12 protein-coding genes are annotated in these 18,237 nt (G+C 68.9%); 6 read left to right on the top strand and 6 right to left on the bottom strand.

What is annotated here, in order from left to right; translation table 11 throughout:
• Genes V5D55_RS05555 through V5D55_RS05565 form a run of 3 tightly spaced genes read right to left on the bottom strand, consistent with a single transcriptional unit; the run spans position 1 to position 3,289 of the window.
• A complete protein-coding gene (locus tag V5D55_RS05555) occupies positions 1-876 on the bottom strand; it encodes a carbohydrate ABC transporter permease (RefSeq protein WP_435748383.1) in 876 nt (291 codons plus the stop codon).
• Positions 873-1,901 (bottom strand): carbohydrate ABC transporter permease, encoded by a 1,029-nt coding sequence (locus V5D55_RS05560; RefSeq protein ID WP_435748384.1) that lies wholly within the window; start codon positions 1,899-1,901, stop codon positions 873-875. The genes V5D55_RS05555 and V5D55_RS05560 overlap by 4 nt, the downstream gene beginning before the upstream one ends.
• On the bottom strand, positions 1,898-3,289 hold the full coding sequence (locus tag V5D55_RS05565) for an extracellular solute-binding protein (protein ID WP_435748385.1): 1,392 nt from the start codon (positions 3,287-3,289) through the stop codon (positions 1,898-1,900). Before V5D55_RS05565 ends, V5D55_RS05560 begins: the two co-directional genes overlap by 4 nt.
• Before the next feature lie 135 nt (positions 3,290-3,424).
• Between V5D55_RS05565 and V5D55_RS05570 the strand changes: the two genes are divergently transcribed.
• Positions 3,425-4,576: an ROK family protein gene (locus tag V5D55_RS05570; protein ID WP_435748386.1), complete on the top strand. Its 1,152-nt coding sequence runs from the start codon at positions 3,425-3,427 to the stop codon at positions 4,574-4,576.
• A gap of 8 nt (positions 4,577-4,584) precedes the next feature.
• On the opposite strand, the gene V5D55_RS05575 is transcribed toward V5D55_RS05570, so the two are convergent.
• Positions 4,585-5,280, bottom strand: coding sequence for a helix-turn-helix transcriptional regulator (locus V5D55_RS05575; protein ID WP_435748387.1), 696 nt, complete (start codon positions 5,278-5,280; stop codon positions 4,585-4,587).
• 49 nt (positions 5,281-5,329) lie between these two features.
• Between V5D55_RS05575 and V5D55_RS05580 the strand changes: the two genes are divergently transcribed.
• Positions 5,330-6,007: an alpha/beta fold hydrolase gene (locus V5D55_RS05580; protein WP_435748388.1), complete on the top strand. Its 678-nt coding sequence runs from the start codon at positions 5,330-5,332 to the stop codon at positions 6,005-6,007.
• A gap of 28 nt (positions 6,008-6,035) precedes the next feature.
• Positions 6,036-6,263: an RNA-binding S4 domain-containing protein gene (locus V5D55_RS05585; RefSeq protein WP_435748389.1), complete on the top strand. Its 228-nt coding sequence runs from the start codon at positions 6,036-6,038 to the stop codon at positions 6,261-6,263.
• A gap of 40 nt (positions 6,264-6,303) precedes the next feature.
• Here V5D55_RS05585 and V5D55_RS05590 read toward each other — a convergent pair whose 3' ends face one another.
• The gene (locus tag V5D55_RS05590; RefSeq protein ID WP_435748390.1) at positions 6,304-6,906 is read right to left on the bottom strand and encodes a small multidrug efflux protein; all 603 of its coding nucleotides are present in this window, start codon (positions 6,904-6,906) and stop codon (positions 6,304-6,306) included.
• Between the two features lie 179 nt (positions 6,907-7,085).
• On the opposite strand from V5D55_RS05590, the gene V5D55_RS05595 reads away from it, so the two are divergent.
• The 3 genes from V5D55_RS05595 to V5D55_RS05605 all read left to right on the top strand — a co-directional run bounded on the left by V5D55_RS05595 (position 7,086) and on the right by V5D55_RS05605 (position 10,121).
• The gene (locus V5D55_RS05595; protein ID WP_435748391.1) at positions 7,086-7,886 is read left to right on the top strand and encodes a MerR family transcriptional regulator; all 801 of its coding nucleotides are present in this window, start codon (positions 7,086-7,088) and stop codon (positions 7,884-7,886) included.
• Positions 7,876-8,610, top strand: a complete 735-nt coding sequence (locus V5D55_RS05600; protein ID WP_435748392.1) for a GOLPH3/VPS74 family protein — start codon at positions 7,876-7,878, stop codon at positions 8,608-8,610. The genes V5D55_RS05595 and V5D55_RS05600 overlap by 11 nt, the downstream gene beginning before the upstream one ends.
• 77 nt (positions 8,611-8,687) lie before the next feature.
• On the top strand, positions 8,688-10,121 hold the full coding sequence (locus tag V5D55_RS05605; protein WP_435748393.1) for a DUF222 domain-containing protein: 1,434 nt from the start codon (positions 8,688-8,690) through the stop codon (positions 10,119-10,121).
• 61 nt (positions 10,122-10,182) lie between these two features.
• Here V5D55_RS05605 and V5D55_RS05610 read toward each other — a convergent pair whose 3' ends face one another.
• Positions 10,183-18,174, bottom strand: a complete 7,992-nt coding sequence (locus V5D55_RS05610) for an SdrD B-like domain-containing protein (protein WP_435748394.1) — start codon at positions 18,172-18,174, stop codon at positions 10,183-10,185.
• Positions 18,175-18,237: the final 63 nt, after the last annotated feature.

The following is an 18,237-nucleotide window of genomic DNA, read 5'->3' on the forward strand; positions in this document are numbered from 1 at the left end:
TCAGCCCTTTTCCGCACCGGCGGTGAGGCCCCCGACGAGGAGCCGCTCCGAGGCGAAGAAGAGCAGGATGATGGGCAGGGTCAGGATGACGGAGCCGGCCATGAGCACGGTGGTGGGAACCTCGATGCTGCCGGAGAGCTGCGAGAGCCCGAGCGATACCGTCCACGCGTCGCGCTTCTCGACGAGGAACAGCAGCGCGAACAGGAACTCGTTCCACGCGATCATGAAGATGAACAGGCCGTTGGAGACGATCGCGGGCATCGCCAGCGGGATGCTGACCTTGCGCATGATCTGGAAGCGGCTGCATCCGTCGAGCGCTGCGGCCTCCTCCAACGAGACCGGGATCGTCGCGAAGTAGTTGCGCAGCGTGTAGATCGACACGGCCGCGACCTGTGAGACGTACACGATGAGCAGCCCGACGAGTGAACCGCGCAGACCGATCTGCGTGAAGAACACGAAGAGCGGCACGGCCAGCAGGATCGCCGGGAAGAAGTACACCGCGAGGAAGAGTCCCGACACCTGGCGGCGGCCGAAGAACTCCAGACGGCTGACCGCGTAGGAGCCGGGGATCGACACGAGGAGCGTGAGCACGACCGTCGCGAGCGCCACCAGCAGCGAGTTGCGCATGAACACGATGAAGCCCTGCCCACCGGCATCCACCGGGGCGAGCACGTTCAGGTACGTCGAGAAGTCGAGCTCCTCGATCGAGATCCACAGCGCGCCGGGGTTCTGCACCAGCGAGTCCAGGGAGCGGAAGCTCATCAGCACCATGTAGTAGAACGGCACCACCGCGGCCAGCACCAGCAGCACGATCACGATCGGGCGGAGGATGCGGAGGATGCCGTTCTCGACGCGGTCTCTCGTGAGGGCGCTCATGCCTGCTCCTCCTGCTTGCCGAAGAACTTCAGGTAGATGCCGACCAGCACCGCGAGGATCGCCGCGAGCACGAGGGCCTGTGCCGCGGCGGCGCCGATGTCGCCGCGGGCGGTGAGCAGGTCGAACACCCGGACCGAGACGACCTCGGTGCCGGCGCCTCCGCCGGTGAGCAGGTAGATGTCGTCGAAGTTGTTGAAGGTCCAGATGAAGCGGAGCACGCAGAGCACGGCGATCGTCGGCAGCAGCTGCGGCAGCAGGATGTGACGGAAGCGCTGGGTGGGCGTCGCGCCGTCGACGCGGGCCGCTTCGTCGAGCACGCCGGGCACGGCCTCGAGCCGGGCGGTGAGGAAGAGGAAGGCGAAGGGGAAGGAGCGCCAGGCCTCGAACAGGATGACGGTGATGAGCGCGATCGGCAGGTCGACCTCCCACCCGAAGATGTTCACCGGCAGAGCGCGATCCGAGAGGAAGGCGACCGGGTCCTCCCACCCCAGCACGTTCTGGCCGAACCAGTTGACGATGCCGAACTGCGGGTTGAGCATCGTCGACCACACGAAGGTGGCCGCGACGACCGGCGCGACATAGGGCAGGAGCAGCGAGGCGCGGACGAGTCCGCGGCCGCGGAACGGCTTGCGCAGCGCGAGGGCCGCGATGAGTCCGATGCCGATCGCGAGGGCGGTGCCGCAGACCGAGTAGACGATCGTGGTCCACAGCGCGCTGAAGAAGCCGGGGGAGGTGAGCACGTCGACGAAGTTGTCGAGGGTGTACTCGCCGATGATGCCGGTGCCGCGGATGTTGATCAGGCGCACGTCCTGGAAGGCCAGCGAGATCGCCCAGATGATCGGCAGCACCACCGCGACCAGGATGATGATGAACGTCGGCGAGATGAGGACCAGGCCGGCGCGGTTCTGCTCGCGGCTGTGCCGGGAGCGGCGCCGTGACTTTCCGGCAATCGACGACTTCGGCCGGGTGGTCCCGGGACCGGGGCTCGCCGCCCCGGTCCCGGATCCGTTCTCGAGGGTGGTCACTTGAGTGACTCGCCGATCGAGCGCACCGCCTCGGCGGCCGTGGCTGCAGCATCCGCCGGGTCGCCACCCTGGGCGACATCGCTGACGGCGGTCGAGACGGGGAGTTCACCCTGCAGTGCGCCGAGCAGGCTGCCCTGGCCCTGGGTGATGCCCCAGCGGGCCAGGTCCTGCGGACCGGCGGCCACGGCGTCGAGGACCTCGGGTGCGTAGAAGTCCGAGAGCGGCGCCTTGGTGTCGACGCCCGCGGGCAGGGTGGCCCACAGGTCGGAGAACTTCGTCGGCTCGTCCGGCGTACCGGCACGGACGGGCACCTTGCCCTCGGGGGCGATCGCGATCCACGGCTCGTAGCCGTCGCTCATCATGTACTCGATGAACGACTGCGCGGCGTCGGCGCTCGCGCCCTCGGTGATCGTCCACGAGGTGATCTCGCCGAACTGCGCGGGGGCGTCGGCATCGGGGCCGGCGATCGAGGTCACGACGCCGGTGTTCTGCGCCAGGAACGCGGGGTCGGCGACGCACTCGGGGCAGGACGGCTTGGCGTCCTCGCGGAGTCCGGCCATCTCGTCGAGGACGAAGCTCGACCAGATGAACATGGCGGCGCCGCCTGCGAAGTACGTCGCACGCGTGGTGTCGACGTCTTGCGCACCCGGCACGGAGTAGTTCTCGGTCAGGTCGCCGTAGAAATCGAACGAGTCGACGCAGGCGTCGGAGTCGAGTTCGACGGCGCCGTCCTTGTTCACGAGCTCGCAGCCGTTGCCGAGGGCGATCTGCTCGAAGGTCTGCTCGGTGAACGCGTCGCCCGGCGCGGTGGCGCCGACGAATCCGGCGACGTCGTCCGAGTCGAGCTCCTTCGCCGCCGCGAGGATCGACTCGTAGGAGTCCGGGGCTTCCAGCCCCGCCGCCTCGAACAGGTCGGTGCGGTAGAAGAGCATCTGCGTCCACGACTCGCTCGGAACCGCGAGCGCGGTGTCGCCGTCGGAGGTGAGCGTGAGGGCGTTCTCGGAGAAGGTCGACGGATCGAGCGCGTCGATCGTGGCGGCCACGGCATCCGTGTCGACGAACTCGTTGGCCGAGAGCGAGCGCACCTGCGGGAGGGAGATGCCGCCGATCACGTCGGGGAGGTCGCCGGCCGCTGCCGACGAGGTCAGGAGCTGGGCGAACTGGTCTTCGGCGACCGAGACCAGCTCGACGTCGATGCCGGTCTTCTCTGTGAACGCGTCGACGATCTCCTGCGTCGCGGCGACGCGGTCGGGCAGGTCTTCCTGCAGCCAGAACGTGATGCTGTCGCTGTCGCCGCCGCCGTCGTCGCCGGACGACGTGCATCCGGTGAGGGCGAGCGCGGTCAGGCCGACCACGGCCATTGCTGCTGCTGTCGCACGTGTCTTCACTATGCGCCTCCTTGCGCTGAGGTCTTGCGGGACTGTGGGTGCGGTCGGCGGGTGACGACCATTAAGACTAAAAGCTAGACATAAGTCGCCTAGCTGTCAAGCATTATGCTGAAGAGCAACCCCACGGAGGTGCGAATGTCTGGACCCGGCGATGTGCTCGACCTCATTCGCGAGCGACGCGCGTTCACGCGCGGCGACGTGCTGGAGGTCACCGGGCTGTCGAGGATGACGGTCGCGACCCGCATCGATGCTCTGCTCGAGGCCGGGCTGATCATCGAGTCGGGCACGGAAAAGGTGACGGCCGGTCGACCATCGCGCCGCCTGGAGTTCAACACCGCGCACGCCCACGTCATCGCCGCGAGCGTCAACACGACGCACACCACCGTCGCCCTGACAGACCTGGCCGGGCAGGTCGTCGCGGAGGATCGCGTGGATGTCGCCGTCGCCGACGGCCCGGATGCGACACTCGACGCCATCGCCCAGCACGCGGCCCGCCTGCTGGACGACGCGGGGATCACTCGAGACGCGGTCGCCGCGATCGCTCTCAGCATCCCCGGCCCGGTCGACCCCGACACCGATCGCCCGAGCCAGCCGCCGATCATGCCGGGCTGGGACGCCTACCCGATCCCCGATCATCTGAACGGCGCGCTCGGCGTTCCGGTCCTGGTCTCCAACGACGCCGACGCGGCGGCGCTCGGCGAGCAGCGCGCCGCGCATCCGGGGTCCCGCGCGCTCTGCTTCATCAAGGTCTCCTCGGGAATCGGCACCGGCATCGTGCTCGGCGGACGCGTCTACCGCGGTGCCGATGGCGGAGCGGGAGACATCGGGCACGTGAAGATCTCCGGCCACGGCGATCTCCTGTGCCAGTGCGGAGCACGCGGATGCCTCGCGGCGGCAGCATCCGGTCGGGCCGTCGCCCGCTCGCTCACGGCTCTCGGCAAGCCCGCCGCCTCGGCATCCGATGTCGGCGCCTACCTCGCCGACGGCGACCCGGACGCCGCGAGCCTCACGCAGGAGGCCGGCCGCCTGATCGGCGAGGTCGTCGCCACGGTCGTCTCGCTCCTCAACCCGTCGGAGGTCGTGCTCGGCGGTATGCTGGCGTCACCGCCGCTGCTCGCCGGCGTGCGAGAGACGCTCTATCCCCGCTCGCTCCCCCGCGCCACCCGACACCTGAGCATCAGCCAGTCGACGCTGGGCGAGAAGGCGACCGTGGTCGGACTCGCCGCGATGGTGGTCGAGCGGGAGTACTCGGCCTCCGCCGTGAATGCGGCTCTCGCCCGGGTGTGACCGCCGCGCTAGCGATCGGTGAGTGACGCCGCGGTCGAAGGAGGGGCACCGACCGCGTGCACCGGGATGAAGGACGCACGCTCGCTCGTCAGTCGCGCGCCCACCACCCGATCGAGGCGGAACCAGCGGATCTCCTCCGCCCGGCGGCAGTGACCGACGAAGTACCAGCGCCCCTGCGTGAGCGCCATCATGATCGGGTCGACTCGGCGCGTCGTGCGGATGCCGTCACGATCGGCGTAATCCAGGGTGACGATGCGCATCTCGCTCAGGGCGCGCTCGATCGAACCCGCCGCCTTCGCGCTCCCCGACTCGGGGCGCCCATCGACCCAGATCCGGTCGGTGAGCGACGAGGCCCGCTGCCGCGATCCGTGATCCATCACGCCCAGCGCCTTGTTGAGCACGCCGCGCAGCTGCGCCGCGAACGGCTGCCCGCCGTGCACCGCGACGGCGGCGGCGAGGCCCGCGACTTCGGCCTCGGTGAAGTTGACCGGTGGAAGGGTCGAGTCGGGGTCGACGACATACCCACCGCCCGGACCCGGCCTCGCCCAGACGGGGAACCCGGCGTGCTGCAAGACCGAGATGTCGCGTTTGATCGTGCGGACGCTCACCTCGAAGTTCGCGGCCAGTCGTTCGGCCGTTCGCCCTGCCTGGCCGACGCGTCGCAACTCCTCGCGGATGGCGTAGAGCCGGTCGGTGCGATTCATCCATAAATAGTGACATACAGGTGACATCAGGCGCGGGAATGATCGAAGGATGATCAACTCATCGGAAACCATCCTGTTCATCAGCGGCGCTGGTCTGGACGCGTGGATCTGGGACGACGTGCGCGACGAGCTCTCCCTCCCCTCGGTCGTCGCGGCACGACCTGCGGAGGGCCGGTCATCGCTGAGCGACTACGCCGAAGCGGCGATCGCCTCGGTCGGCGGCGGCCGCTTCACGATCGTCGCCCACTCGATCGGCGGAGTGATCGCCGGAGAGATCCTTCGGCTCGTGCCGGAGCGCGTGAGCGGTCTGCTCGCCCTGTCGGCCGTGGTCCCGCGTTCGGGCGAGTCGTTCGTCTCGGCGATGCCGTTCCCGAACCGGGTGATCCTGCCCCTGGCACTGCGACTCGGAGGAACACGGCCTCCGGAGTCCGCCATCCGCCGCGGGCTCGGACACGGCGTCGACGAGGCCGTCGTCGATCGGGTCGTCGCCGACTTCGCCCCCGAATCCCGCGAGCTGTATCTCGACAAGGCGCGCGGCCACTCCTGGAGTGGCCCCACCGGGTACGTCGTCACGACGCAGGACCGCGAGCTGCCTGAGCCGCTGCAGCGACGGTTCGCCCATCGTCTCGGCGGGCGACCGCGCGAGGAGCTCGCGACCGGGCACCTGCCGATGCTGCAGAACTCCGCCGAGACGGCAGCATCCATCCGCCGGTTCATCGCGGCGTGAGTCGGGAGACGACGGATAGCATTCAGGGATGACCAGCAAGGATCACATCGACGACGTGTCCATCGGCGGCGACATGATCCGCCTCGGGCAGTTCCTGAAGTTCTCCGGCCTGCTCGACTCCGGCGGCAACGCCAAGGAGGTCGTGATCGACGGCTACGTGACGGTGAACGACGAGGTCGATCGCCGCCGCGGACGACAGCTCCACGACGGCGATCTCGTCACCTTCGAAGGCCGCACGGTGCGCGTGCGGCCCTGAACAGCGTCGTCGATCACGGAAGCACGAGAGTCCGGGGCGCTCACCAGCCCAGGAGCGCGAGCACCCCGGTCGCGGCAGCTGCGACGACGCCGGTCCACAGCACGATCGCGATCACCTGCCAGAGGATGACCCATTCCTTGCGGACACCGGATGCGACGAAGAACGCAGCCGTGAGCATGGTGGGCAGTGCGAGGGGCGCGATGAGGCTCGCGCCAGGGACGCCGAAGCGCACCAGCCACCGTCCGAGCTTTGCTCGCCCCTTGGACTTGTGCGTCGATGCCCCGTCCGTGTCGACCGACGTCTCTCCCCCGTCTTCCCGCGTCGCCGTGGCGATCGTGGAGGTGTTCGAGACTCTTGCTCGGGCCGCGACGCCCACCGTCGCGTCGGTCCGGGAAGCACGGCGCGCCACGATGTTTCCGCGCACGCGCGAACCGAGCAGCACGACGCCGACCACGCACAGGATGTTCCCCGTGGCGGCGGCGATCGCCGCGACGATCGGGTTGATCCCGGCGATGATGCCGAATGCCGCCGCTCCCTCCCCCTCGATATAGGGGACAGCCGCGACGAGCGCGACCATCACGGGCTGCAGGAACTCAGGGACCTGGTTGATGAAGTCCTGCAACCAGGGGTAGGGATTGTCCATGTCTCTTCTCTTTCGGTATCGGATCCGGGAGTCGGATGACGCGGATCGGGCTCTGCGTCCACGACGTAGTCAAGACCGTGTGCCTGGAACAGGGTCAAGCCCTTTCACCGCCGTCGCTGCCGCGCTTGACCCTGTTCCGGGAACAGGGTCTTGAATGGGGTGATGAAGGGACGAGCCCGATGACATGGAGCACGAGCGAAGTGGCGAACCTCGCCGGGACGACGGTCAATACGGTGCGGCACTATCACCGCACAGGGCTCCTCGACGAGCCGGAACGCCTGTCGAACGGATACAAGCAGTACCGCGCGCGCCATCTCGTGCGTCTGCTGCAGATCCGCCGGCTCCGCGAACTGGGGGTGCCCCTCGCGCAGATCGAGGCGGTCGGATTCGAGAGCGGAGCGAACTCCAGTCAGGCGCTGCTCGCGATCGATGCCGACCTCGCCGCCAGCATCGAGCGCCTGCAGCGAGCGCGGGCCGAGATCAGGGCCATCCTGGAGGGCGCGTCGGGAACCGACGTGCCGGCAGGTTTCGAGGACGTCGCCGGAAAGCTGTCCGCTCCCAACCGGTCCCTCATGCTCGTCTACTCGCAGCTCTACGACGAGTCGGCCATGTCCGACGTCAAGAAGATGGTCCAGGACGAGCCCGACGATCTCAACGGGGAGTTCGACGAACTTCCCGCTGACGCCGACGAAGCCACCCGAGAGCGCCTCGCCGTGTCCATGGCGCCGCAGCTCGCACAGCACATCGCCGACTACCCGTGGCTGATGCAGCCCGCCGCGCACCTGTCGAAGGGGATGCGTGTGACGCAGGAGACGTTCATCGCCACCGTCAGAGAGCTCTACAACGAGGCGCAGCTCCACGTCCTGGCCCGCGCCAGCATCCTGGCGACCGAGGCAGCGACCACGGATGCTGCGCCGGATCGTGCCCCTACCGACACCCCGGCTGCACCGAACGATGAAGGAGAATCACATGTCCGATGACCTCGAGCCTCAGGCAGAGCCCGAGTCGGGTACGACGTCCGAGGGAGCGGGGCGGATGTCACCCGAGCCGCTGCTCGTCGAAGACACGCTGCTGCTGCTCTTCCAGCCCGATTCCGGAACGATCGCGGGCGAGAACATCCTCTTCTATGTGCTCGGTGGCGCGGTGCTCGCAGACCTCGCCCTCATCGGGCGCGTCGAAGCCGAGAAGCGCGCCCTCTCGACGCGGGTCGAGGCGAGCGGTGACGGCATGGTGCCGGACTCGCTCCTCGATCCGGCGTGGGCATACCTGTCGGAGAAGCCACGCGGAGTGCAGACCGTGCTCGCAGCGATCGGCCCGGAGTTGCGCGGCCCCGTCCTCGATCGACTCGTCGCGCGGGGCGACCTGAACCGCACCGAAGGCAAGACCCTCGGCATCTTCCCGTCCACGAAGCTCTCGTTGGGAAGCGAACGCAGAGCAGCTCTGATGGAACGGGTGCGAGCAGCCCTCGTCGACGGCGAGACGCCCGACGCGCGAACGGCGGCGAGCATCGCGCTTCTCTCGGCGAGCGGCACCCTCCCTCAGTTCCACCGCGAGATCCCCTGGAGCGGTGACGTCTACACGCGCGGCAAGGAGCTCGAACGAGGAGACTGGGGTGCCGCCGCAGCCTCCAGCGCGGTCACCCGCACGATGGCCGCGATCATCGCCAACTCGGTCATCGCTGCGACGATGCTGCCGCGGGCGTGAGCTCTGGAGCGTTGCCGGCACGCTGACCGCTGCACGAATATGCTGCCATATTAGAACATATGTTCTAATATTTGAGTATGGCCAGGCGCACCGACTTCGACATCGACATGGAGGAGCGGCGCCGTGTGCTGGACGCGTGGGTGGAGAAGAAGCGGCAGATCGCGATGCTCGAAGCCGAGGCGATGGGGGTGCTGGTCGAGCAGATCGGCCTCCACGACGCCGATGTGGCAGAGAACGGGTTCCATCGGGATGCGATCTACCGGTCGATGGTCGCGGAGTTCTCTGCCGCCTCCCGGATCCCCACAGGTTCTGTCGAGTACGCGTTCACGGATGCGCTGGTCGTGTCCACCGCCCTGCCGGAGGTGCGGGCGGCTTTCGCGGTCGGGCGGGTGAGTGCCGGGCACGTGCGGGAGATCGTGCGCGCGAGTGCGATCGTGTCGGAGGCGATCCGCAACAAGAAGGTCGATCCCGACGTGATGGGGTTGTACGAGGCTGCGGTGTTGATGTTCGCGGATCGGGAGACCGCGGCACGCACGGGCGCGCATGCGAAGCAGGTCGCCGCCGCGCTGGTCGGGGAGACGGTCACGGACCGGCACAAGCGGGCGGCTTCCGAACGGTGCGTGAAAGTGCGCTCCGTCGGTGACGGGCTCGCCCTCCTCTCCGCCGTTCTCCCGGAGTGGGCTGCGAACGCGATCGCAGACCGATTGAACCAGATGTCCCGACACGTGCTGAACTCGCGGGACGAGCGGGAGCCCGTGCTCGATCCGTGGAGTTTCGACGAGACCGGTGACGGGCTCACCGTCGACGACTTCGCCCCCGACGACCCGACCTTCGACCCCTTCGTCGACCCCTACGTCGACCCCTACATCGGCCATGGCGACACGTTCGCGTTGGACCCGGATGCCGAGATCGAGCACATCCCCGCCGATGACCGCACGGGAGATCAGGTGCAGGCCGATCTGTTCACCGACCTGCTCCTCACCGCAGACCCCAGCGCCGCCCACGGGGACGGGCTCGACCACATCCAGGGACGCATCCAGGTGACCATCGCGGCAACCACTCTCACCGGGGCCGATGACCGGCCCGCGGAACTCGACGGGTACGGGCCTGTGCACCCCGACATCGCGCGGGGTCTCGCGGGACGGAACACTGGCTGGTCGCGCCTGTTCCTCGACCCCGACGGAATGGTGCGGGAGACCGACACATATTCCCCGACGGAGAGGATGCGACGGTTCCTGCGCGCCCGAGACCAGCACTGCCGATTCCCCGGATGCCGGATGCCCGTGCACCGCTGCGACATCGACCACCAGCACGACCACGCGAGAGGCGGCAAGACCCGGGTCGACAACCTCGCCCACCTCTGCCGGTCACACCACGCTCTCAAACACCCCGACATCTCGGACGCGCACCGCTGGACAGCACAGCAAAGACAGGACGGCACCATCACCTGGCAGAGCCCGCTCGGTCACACCTACACCGACCACGCCCCACGGCGCGTCATGTTCGTCTGAGCACGAACGGCGAACCCTGCCGACGAGTCCGCCGTTCGTTTCACTGCCTGGTCTTCTGCCGTCAGCTCCTGCGACGTCGTCTCACCACGACGAGGCCGAGGCCGAGGAGCAGCAGCAGGATGCCGATGGCGATGATCCAGATCGGGATCGCACCACCCGTCGCCGGAAGGATCGTGACGAGTCCGGCGTCGATCGTCGAGTTGATGAACGATGCCAGGATCGTGCCGTCGGCACCGGTGACCAGCCTCATGTCGGGCGAATTCGCGCCGAGCGAGAACACCGGCGTCCGACCCGAACTCATCGGGTTGGAGTCCCCGTCACCGCGGGAGCCGGTCGTCGTGAACCGGTAGCCCGCCGGGAGGTCGGTGAACTGGATGTAGTAGTCTCCGGCGAACAGGCCGTCGAACAGGTACTGCCCGTTCGCGTCCGTCTTCATCGGGGCGACCACATCTCCGCGCCAGTTGCGCGCGGGAGTGCCGTCGGCGTTCCGCAGCGTCACGGTCATTCCCGGCACCGGCTTCTCGCCGGAGTCGCGGCGACCGTTCGCGTTCGTGTCGAACCAGACCACGTCGCCCACCGCGAACAGATCCTGGGCGATGCCGAGGTCGATCGTCGGGTTGATCTGCGTAGCCCTGGTCACGCCGTCCGCTGCCGTCACCGGGCGCACGTCCGTGCCGCTCCCGCGGAGTGGGAACACCGGAGTGATCCCTGTGACGTCCGGGTTCGAGTCGTCGACACTCGAGGAGCCGGGCGCCGACTGGCGCGTCGGGTGGTAGCCGTCCGGCCAGTCCGAGAACCGCACGCGGTAGTCGCCCGGGGCCAGGCCGTCGAACACGTAGTGGCCGTCGGCGTCGGTCTGCACCGTGGCGACCGGATCGCCGTTCGCGTCGCGGGCGGGAGACCCGTCGGCGTTCAGCAGCGCCACGGTCACACCCTCGACCGGCGTCTCGTCGGCATCCTGTCGTCCGTCTCGGTCCTTGTCGATCCAGACGAAGTCGCCCACGGCGAGCAGCGGGATGAGACCGGCGTCGATCGTGCGATCGATCCGCTGTGCGACCGACGTGCCATCACCCGCGACGACCGAACCGGTGTTGTCGCCGGCCGGACCGAGCACGAACGGCGGCGTCACGCCGTCGGACTCCGGGTTGGAGTCGCCCGTGGCGTCGTCACCCGCACCCTGGCGGGTGAACTGCAGCCCCGCGGGCGTCTCGGTGAACGACACCGTGTACGTTCCCGGCGGCAGGTTGTCGAACACATAGTGCCCGTCATCGTCGGTGCGGACCGGAGGCACCGCGTTCCCGTTCAGGTCGGTGACCGGGTTGCCGTCCGCGTCCATCAGCGTCACCAGCACGCCGGGCACCGGCGGCTCATCCGCATCCTGGCGACCGTCTCCGTCGTTGTCGAGCCAGACGACGTCGCCGATCGCGAACGCCTGCGTGAAGCCGAAGTCGACCGTGAGCAGGTCGGCGGCATCGCCGTTGGGCCCGTGCGCACCGGCGCCCGTCGCCCCCGCATCCACGTCATCGATCGGGTTGTCCCGCGTCAGCGAGACGACGCCCGAGGTGATGCCGGTCGTCGCCGGGGTCGGCGAGTTCACACCCTTGTCTGCGTTGTTCGCCGCGGCATCCGCCGAGGTCGGCGACGACGAGAACCACCCCCGCAGGGGCGCATCCGCACCGAAGTTCGAGGCAGCGACCCGCACCCGGTAGTCGCCGGCCGGCAGGCCGTCGAACCGGTAGAAGCCCTTCGCGTCGGTCGTGGTCGTGACGGGCGAGCCGCCGATCAGGAACGGGTCACCCGCGCCATCGAGCAGTTCGACCACGGCACCAGCGACCGGCTTCTCGCCGTCGTCATAGGCGCCGTTGTTCGCCTCGCCGGCACCCGTGCCGGCGTCGAACCAGAGCCGGTTGCCCAGCGACAGGCCGGGGATGAACCCGAAGTCCGCCGTGAGGTTGTCGAACGCGTCGCCCAAGGGGCCGTTCGCGCCGGCTCCGGTCGCACCGGCATCCACGTCGCCGAGGGGACGACTGTCGGTACCGAGCGTGACGGTGCCCGACGTGATGCCGGTCGTCGCCGGGGTGAGCGAGTCCTCACCCTTGTCGCTGTTGTTCGACGCGGTAGCGAAGTCGGCGGACGCGCCGGTCGACGACAGCCAGGAACGCAGCGGCCCGTCGGCGGCGAAGTTCGAGGCCGCGACCCGCACCCGGTAGTCGCCGGGGGCGAGGTCGTCGAAGCGGTAGAACCCGTCGTCGTCCGTGGTCGTCGTCGCGATCACGTTGCCGTCGGCGTTCAGCAGCTCGACCACGGCGCCGTCGACCGGCTCCTCGCCGGTGTCGAAGCGCCCGTTGTCGGTCTGCGCACCGGGACCCGCGTCCTTCCACAGCCGGTTGCCCAGCGAGTAGGTCGGACCCTCGACGATGATCGGCACACTGTCGTCGTTGTTCGACGGGCTTCCGGCGGCAGGCGCCGGGTCACCGTTCTCGTACTTGCTCGGCGCCGTGCCGACCGGGACCGTCTCCGGCGTCCGCTGGTCGGGCGACGGCTCGACGACGGTGAAGTTCACCAGGGTGCCGGGGATCTCGGTGCCGACCGTGGCCGTCACCGTGATGGGCGTCGCCTCGTCGCCGGCGGCGAGGTCATCGCCCAGCCAGCGCAGCGTGACCTCGGGCCCGGTGCTGTCGACCAGCTCCCAGTCGGTACCGGTCGCCGAGGCGAACGTCAGCCCGTCGGGCAGCAGGTCCGACACGGTGAAGCCGGTCACCGCGGTGCCGGGTCCGTTGTTCGACGGCGTCAGCTCGTACGTCACCGTCTGCGTCGGCTTGTACGGCGTGGTCTTCGACGTGAGGCGCTTCTCGATGGTCAGGTCGTACGGCAGGATGAAGCCGAAGTCGACCGTGAGGTTGTCGAAGTCGTCGCCGAACGGGCCGTTCGCGCCGGCGCCATCTGCTCCGGCATCCACCTCGCCGGTCACACCCGGCTGCAGGTCGATCACGGCCGACGTGATGCCGCTCGTCACGGGGCTCGGTGCGTCGACGCCCTTGTCGCTGCCGTTGCTCGGAGCGTCGAAGGCCCCCGAGGTGACGGTCGACGAGACGTACTCGGCCAGCGGACCGTCGTCCGAGAAGTTGCTCGCTGCGACGCGCACCCGATACTGCCCGGGCTCGAGTCCGTCGAACCGGTAGAAGCCGTTCGCGTCTGTCGTCGTCGTGATCGGGTCGCCGTCGATGTCGAGCACCGGAGCGCCTGCGGCATCGAGCAGCTCGACGAGCGCGTCGGCCACCGGATCCTCGTCGCCGTCGGCGATGCCGTTGTTCAGGTGGTCGCCCGCGCCCGTGTCGAACCAGAGCCGGTTGCCGATGCTCATCGCCGCAACGATGCCCGCGTCGATGGTCGGGTTGATCTGCCGGGCGAGGGTGGTGCCGTCGCCGGGCTCCACGGGCCGCGTGCCGGCACCCGGAGCGAGCGTGAAGACCGGAGTGAGCCCCGCGCCGTCGGGGTTCGAGTCGTTCTCGCGCGTCGAGCCGTCGGCCGAAGCCGTGGTCGGCGCGTACCCCGCCGGGAAGTCCGAGAAGCGGATGCGGTAGTCGCCCGGGAGCAGGTTGTCGAAGACGTAGTGGCCCTCGGCATCCGTCGTGGTCGGGGCGACCGGGTCGCCGTTCCCGTCGACCGCGGGTGTGCCGTCGGCGTTCAGCAGCACCACGGTGACACCGGGCACCGGCCGCTCACCGGAATCCTGGATGCCGTCACGATCGCGATCGAACCAGACGAAGTCGCCGACCGCGAGCCGCTCGACGAAGCCGAAGTCGACAGTGAGGTTGTCGACGGCATCGCCGTTGGGGCCGTGCTCGGCCGCGCCCTGAGCGTCGGCATCCGTGTCGTCGTCCGGCTGCGCGCCATACGCGAGAGTCACGGTCGACGAGCTGACGCCGGTCGCTGCGGGGTTCGGGGCGTTCACGCCCTTGTCGTCGTTGTTCGACGCGGAGTCGAACGTGGTCGAGGTCGGCGTCGACGAGAAGTACCCGGCGAGGGGTGCTCCCGCGGCGAAGTTCGCCGCGGCGACCCGTACCCGATAGTCGCCCGCAGGAAGGTCATCGAAGCGATAGAAGCCGTCGTTGTCGGTCGTCGTCGTGACGGGGTTGCCGTCGGCGTCGAGCACCGGGGCGCCCGCGCCGTCGAGGAGCTCGACCACGGCGCCCGCGATCGGCTGCTCGTCGGCATCGACGGTTCCGTTGTCTGCCTGACCGGCCCCGGAGCCGTTGTCGAACCAGAGCCGGTTGCCGAGCGACAGACCGGGGACGAAACCGAAGTCCGCGGTGAGGTTGTCGAACTGGTCGCCGAACGGCCCGTTCGCACCGGCACCGTCCGCGTCGCCGTCGACCTCGCCGGTCACGCCGGGCTGCAGGTCGATCACTCCGGAGGTGACGCCGGTCGCCGCGGGGTACGGCGCATCCTCGCCCTTGTCTCCGTTGTTCGACCCGGCGTCGAACGCGGTCGACGCTCCCGTGCTCGACAGGAAGTGCGCCAGCGGCCCCGCGTCCGCGAAGTTGCCCGCGGCGACGCGCACGCGGTACTGGCCGGGCGTCAGCTCGTCGAAACGGTAGAAGCCGTCAGCATCCGTCGTCGCGATCACAGGGGCGCCGTCGTCATCGAGGATCGGGGAGCCGTCGGCACCGAGCAGCTCCACGATCGCACCGGCGACCGGCTCCTCGCCGGCGTCGAATCGCCCGTTGTCGGTCGCGGCTCCTGCGCCGGTGTCGAGCCAGAGCCGATTGCCGAGGCTCAGGGTCGGCGGCAACACCGGGATCTCGGCGCTGTCGTCGTTGTTGGAGGGGTTCCCGGCGCTCGGGGTCGGGTTGCCGTTCTCGTACTTGTCAGGGCCGGTGCCCAGCGGGATGCTCTCCGCCGTCGGCTGGTTCGGAGCGGGCTCGACGACCGCGACGTTGCGCAGCGAGCCGGCGGTGATCGAGGTCACCCGGGCCGTCACCGTGATCGGCGAGGCGGCTTCTCCGGCGGCGAGATCGGCGCCGATCCAGTCGAAGGTGAGCTCCTGCCCGTTGATGTCGGGGTCGGTCCAGGAGTCGCCGCTCGCGGAGATGAGCTCGAGCCCCGCGGGAAGGCGGTCCGACACCTCGAAGCCGGCGAATGCCGTTCCGGGCCCGTTGTTCGACGCGATCAGCTCGAAGGTGACCTCATCTCCCAGCTGGTACGGACCGTTGCCCGAGGTCAGTCGCTTGTCGATGGTCAGGTCGATCAGCTGCACGAACGAGAAGTCGGCCGTGAGGTTGTCGAGCGCGTCACCGCCGGGACCGTGTCCTCCCGCGCCGGTGGCACCGGCGTCGATGTCCCCGGTGAGCCCGGGTGCGAGCGTGATCGTGCTCGACGTGATGCCGGTCGCCGCCGGGTTCGCGGCATCCACGCCCTTGTCGCGGTTGTTGCTCTCCGCGTCGAACGCCGTGGAGGCGCCGGTCGACGACACCCAGTTCTCGAGCACGCCGCCCGAGGCGAAGTTCGCGGCAGCGACCCGCACGCGATACGGCGCCGGCAGGTCGTCGAAACGGTAGAACCCCTCGGCATCCGTCGTCGTCGTGATCGGATCGCCGTCGGCGTCGAGCACCGGAGCGCCGGCGCCGTCGAGCAGCTCGACCGTCGCCCCCTCGATCGGTGTCTCGTCGTCGTCGAAGGCGCCGTTGTTCGTGTGGCCGGCATCCGTCCCGGTGTCGTACCAGAGCCGGTTGCCGAGCGACAGCAGAGGCACGAAGCCGAAGTCGAAGGTGTGGTCGGCGGACCCCGCCGACGGGGTGCGCACCGGCGCCGTCACCAGCACCGACGATTGCCGCACGCCGTTCGAGTCGACGGCCCGGTCGGCACCGGCCGCGGTGACCGTCGGCCCGAGGTGTTCGAGCGGACCGCCCGCACCGTAGTCGGCGCGGTTGTCGAGCCGGATCTCGTAGTCGGTCTCCGCCTCCAGGTTCAGCCCGTACTGGGCGGATGCCGTGGACGTGCCAGGCGACGACGAGAAGTAGTAGTCGCCGTTCTCGTCGGTCACCGCGGTGGCGACCAGCGCGCCCGCGGACGTGAACAGCCGCACTGTCACGCCCGCGAGGGGCGACTCCCCCGCATCCTGCAGGCCGTCACGGTCAGGGTCGAGCCAGACCCGGTTGCCGATCTCGACCGGGGCCGCAGCCACCAGGGTCGAGAGATCGCCCAGGCCGCCCGCCTTGCCGAAGCCGCCGTCCGTGGTGGACAGACGGGTGAGAGATGCCCCGCGTACCCGGCGTCCGTCGTCGTTGCCGAAGACGCGTACGCCGTCCTGGAGGAGACCCACGGGATCGATGGTCGTGGCCATCACGTTGGTGTACCCGGGAATCTGGAGAGCCGATCCCATCGCCGTGTTGGCGTGGAAGTTGCCGAAGTTGCCCGTCTCGAAGATCGTCTCGTAGAACTTCCCGCCCCCGAGTCCCCAGTTGTTGTTCGGCTGAGTCGACACCGAAGCACCGCACGCGCCATCGTTCTCGAGAACGAGGGTGCCCGCGCCGTTGACGCACGCCCGGAGCAGATCCCCGACACCGATGTAGCCGTGGGTCTCGGTGTCGGACGCGGTGGTGCTGCTCAGTGTCGCGCCGTTCTGATCGGCGGAACGGTCCTTGATCGAGAGCGCCATGTTCCCGGCCGCATCGAAGACCACACTGGAAGCGATCGGTGTGGGGTTGCGAAGCGGCTCAGCTGACGGCTTCCATGTCTCGTACCACGGCTGGTAGTTGTTGGTCACGCTGGTGTCGGGCAGACCGTTGTTGTAACCGGGGCCGCGCGTGAAGTTCAGCGGAGCGCTCAACACGGCAGCACCGAACGCGCGGGTGCCCTCGTCCATCGGGATCACCCAGGCGCGCAGGTCGTTGACCGTCGGGCCGGTGCAGGTCAGGGTCACGTACAGGTTTCCGCGGAACGTTCCGAGACCGTACGGCCGCACCCAGCTCTGGTTGCAGCCGGTCGCCGCCGTCAGCGGGATGGTGATCGCCTGCGGCGTGCCGGCGGTGGGTGCGGCCGTGGGCGTGGCACCCGGGGTCAGCGGAACCGCATAGAGCCGACGATCGTTCAGGTTGACGGCATACAGGGTGCGCTGGTCCTCGGCGATCTCGATGTCACCGAGGCCGACCTTTCCCGGTGCGGAGAAGCTCGGCGAGTCGTGGAACCAGTCGAACCCGGTGAGGTTGGCGGGACGCGGGTTGGTTCCGGTGTTCGGGATGTTGACGAATGGCGTGGCGTTCGGGCTGCCCGTGGTGGCGTCGGTCAGGTAGATCTCACCGAGACCCTGTGGGCCCACCATGCTTCCGCGTCGGAACGAGGCGCCGCTGAGCACGTAGTTCTCGCCATAGTTGGCCGTTCCCCAGACCGTGCCGATCTGCTCCTGCGTCGCCAGGGCCGTGCGGTCGGGGGTGGGGTTGCCGGTGGAACCGTACCCGATCTCGAAGAGCGCCGGTTGCGTGGACAGGTTCGGCGTCGGGCCGACCGTACCGTTCTGGCCGCTGTTCGAGGCGATCACCGAACGCTGCGTCGGAACCACCACGCGGGGCGTCCCGGTCGTGGTCCGGACCATGCCCTCCTGCGTGACGCCGAGGTTCACGTTGGTCGCGCCGATGTTCACGAACTGCACGGTGCTGCCGTTGCCGGCTCCGACCCGTGCGGACCGGAAGCCGGTGGGAAGCGTGGTGAACTCGACCCGCAGCGCTGCGGTGGCGGCACCGGTGACGGTCAGCGTGTAGTTGCCGTTCGCGGCCGTCGTCGCGGTTCCGCGCACCGCGCCGGTCGAGTCCGTCGCGGTGACCCGGACGCCCGCGACACCCGTGTCGCCGCCGAACTCACCGGATGCCGCGTCGCGTGTGCCGCTGTCGTTGAAGTCCTGGTAGACCGAGCCGACCACGGTTCCGTCGGCGGCGAGCGCCGGCGACGCGACGACGAGGGTGGTGGCGATGGTGGCCACCGCAGCGAGAATCGCGAGGGCACCACGCCACGCGCGCTTCGGAGCGCGCGTCGATGCCGCAAGGTAAAGATCCACAGTTCTCCCCGGGTTCGCCAACTGCACACGCGACCCCCGAGGGGATCGCATCCTGGTTCATCC

This window comes from Microbacterium sp. PMB16 (genome assembly GCF_051294855.1).
Taxonomy (GTDB): Bacteria; Actinomycetota; Actinomycetes; order Actinomycetales; family Microbacteriaceae; genus Microbacterium.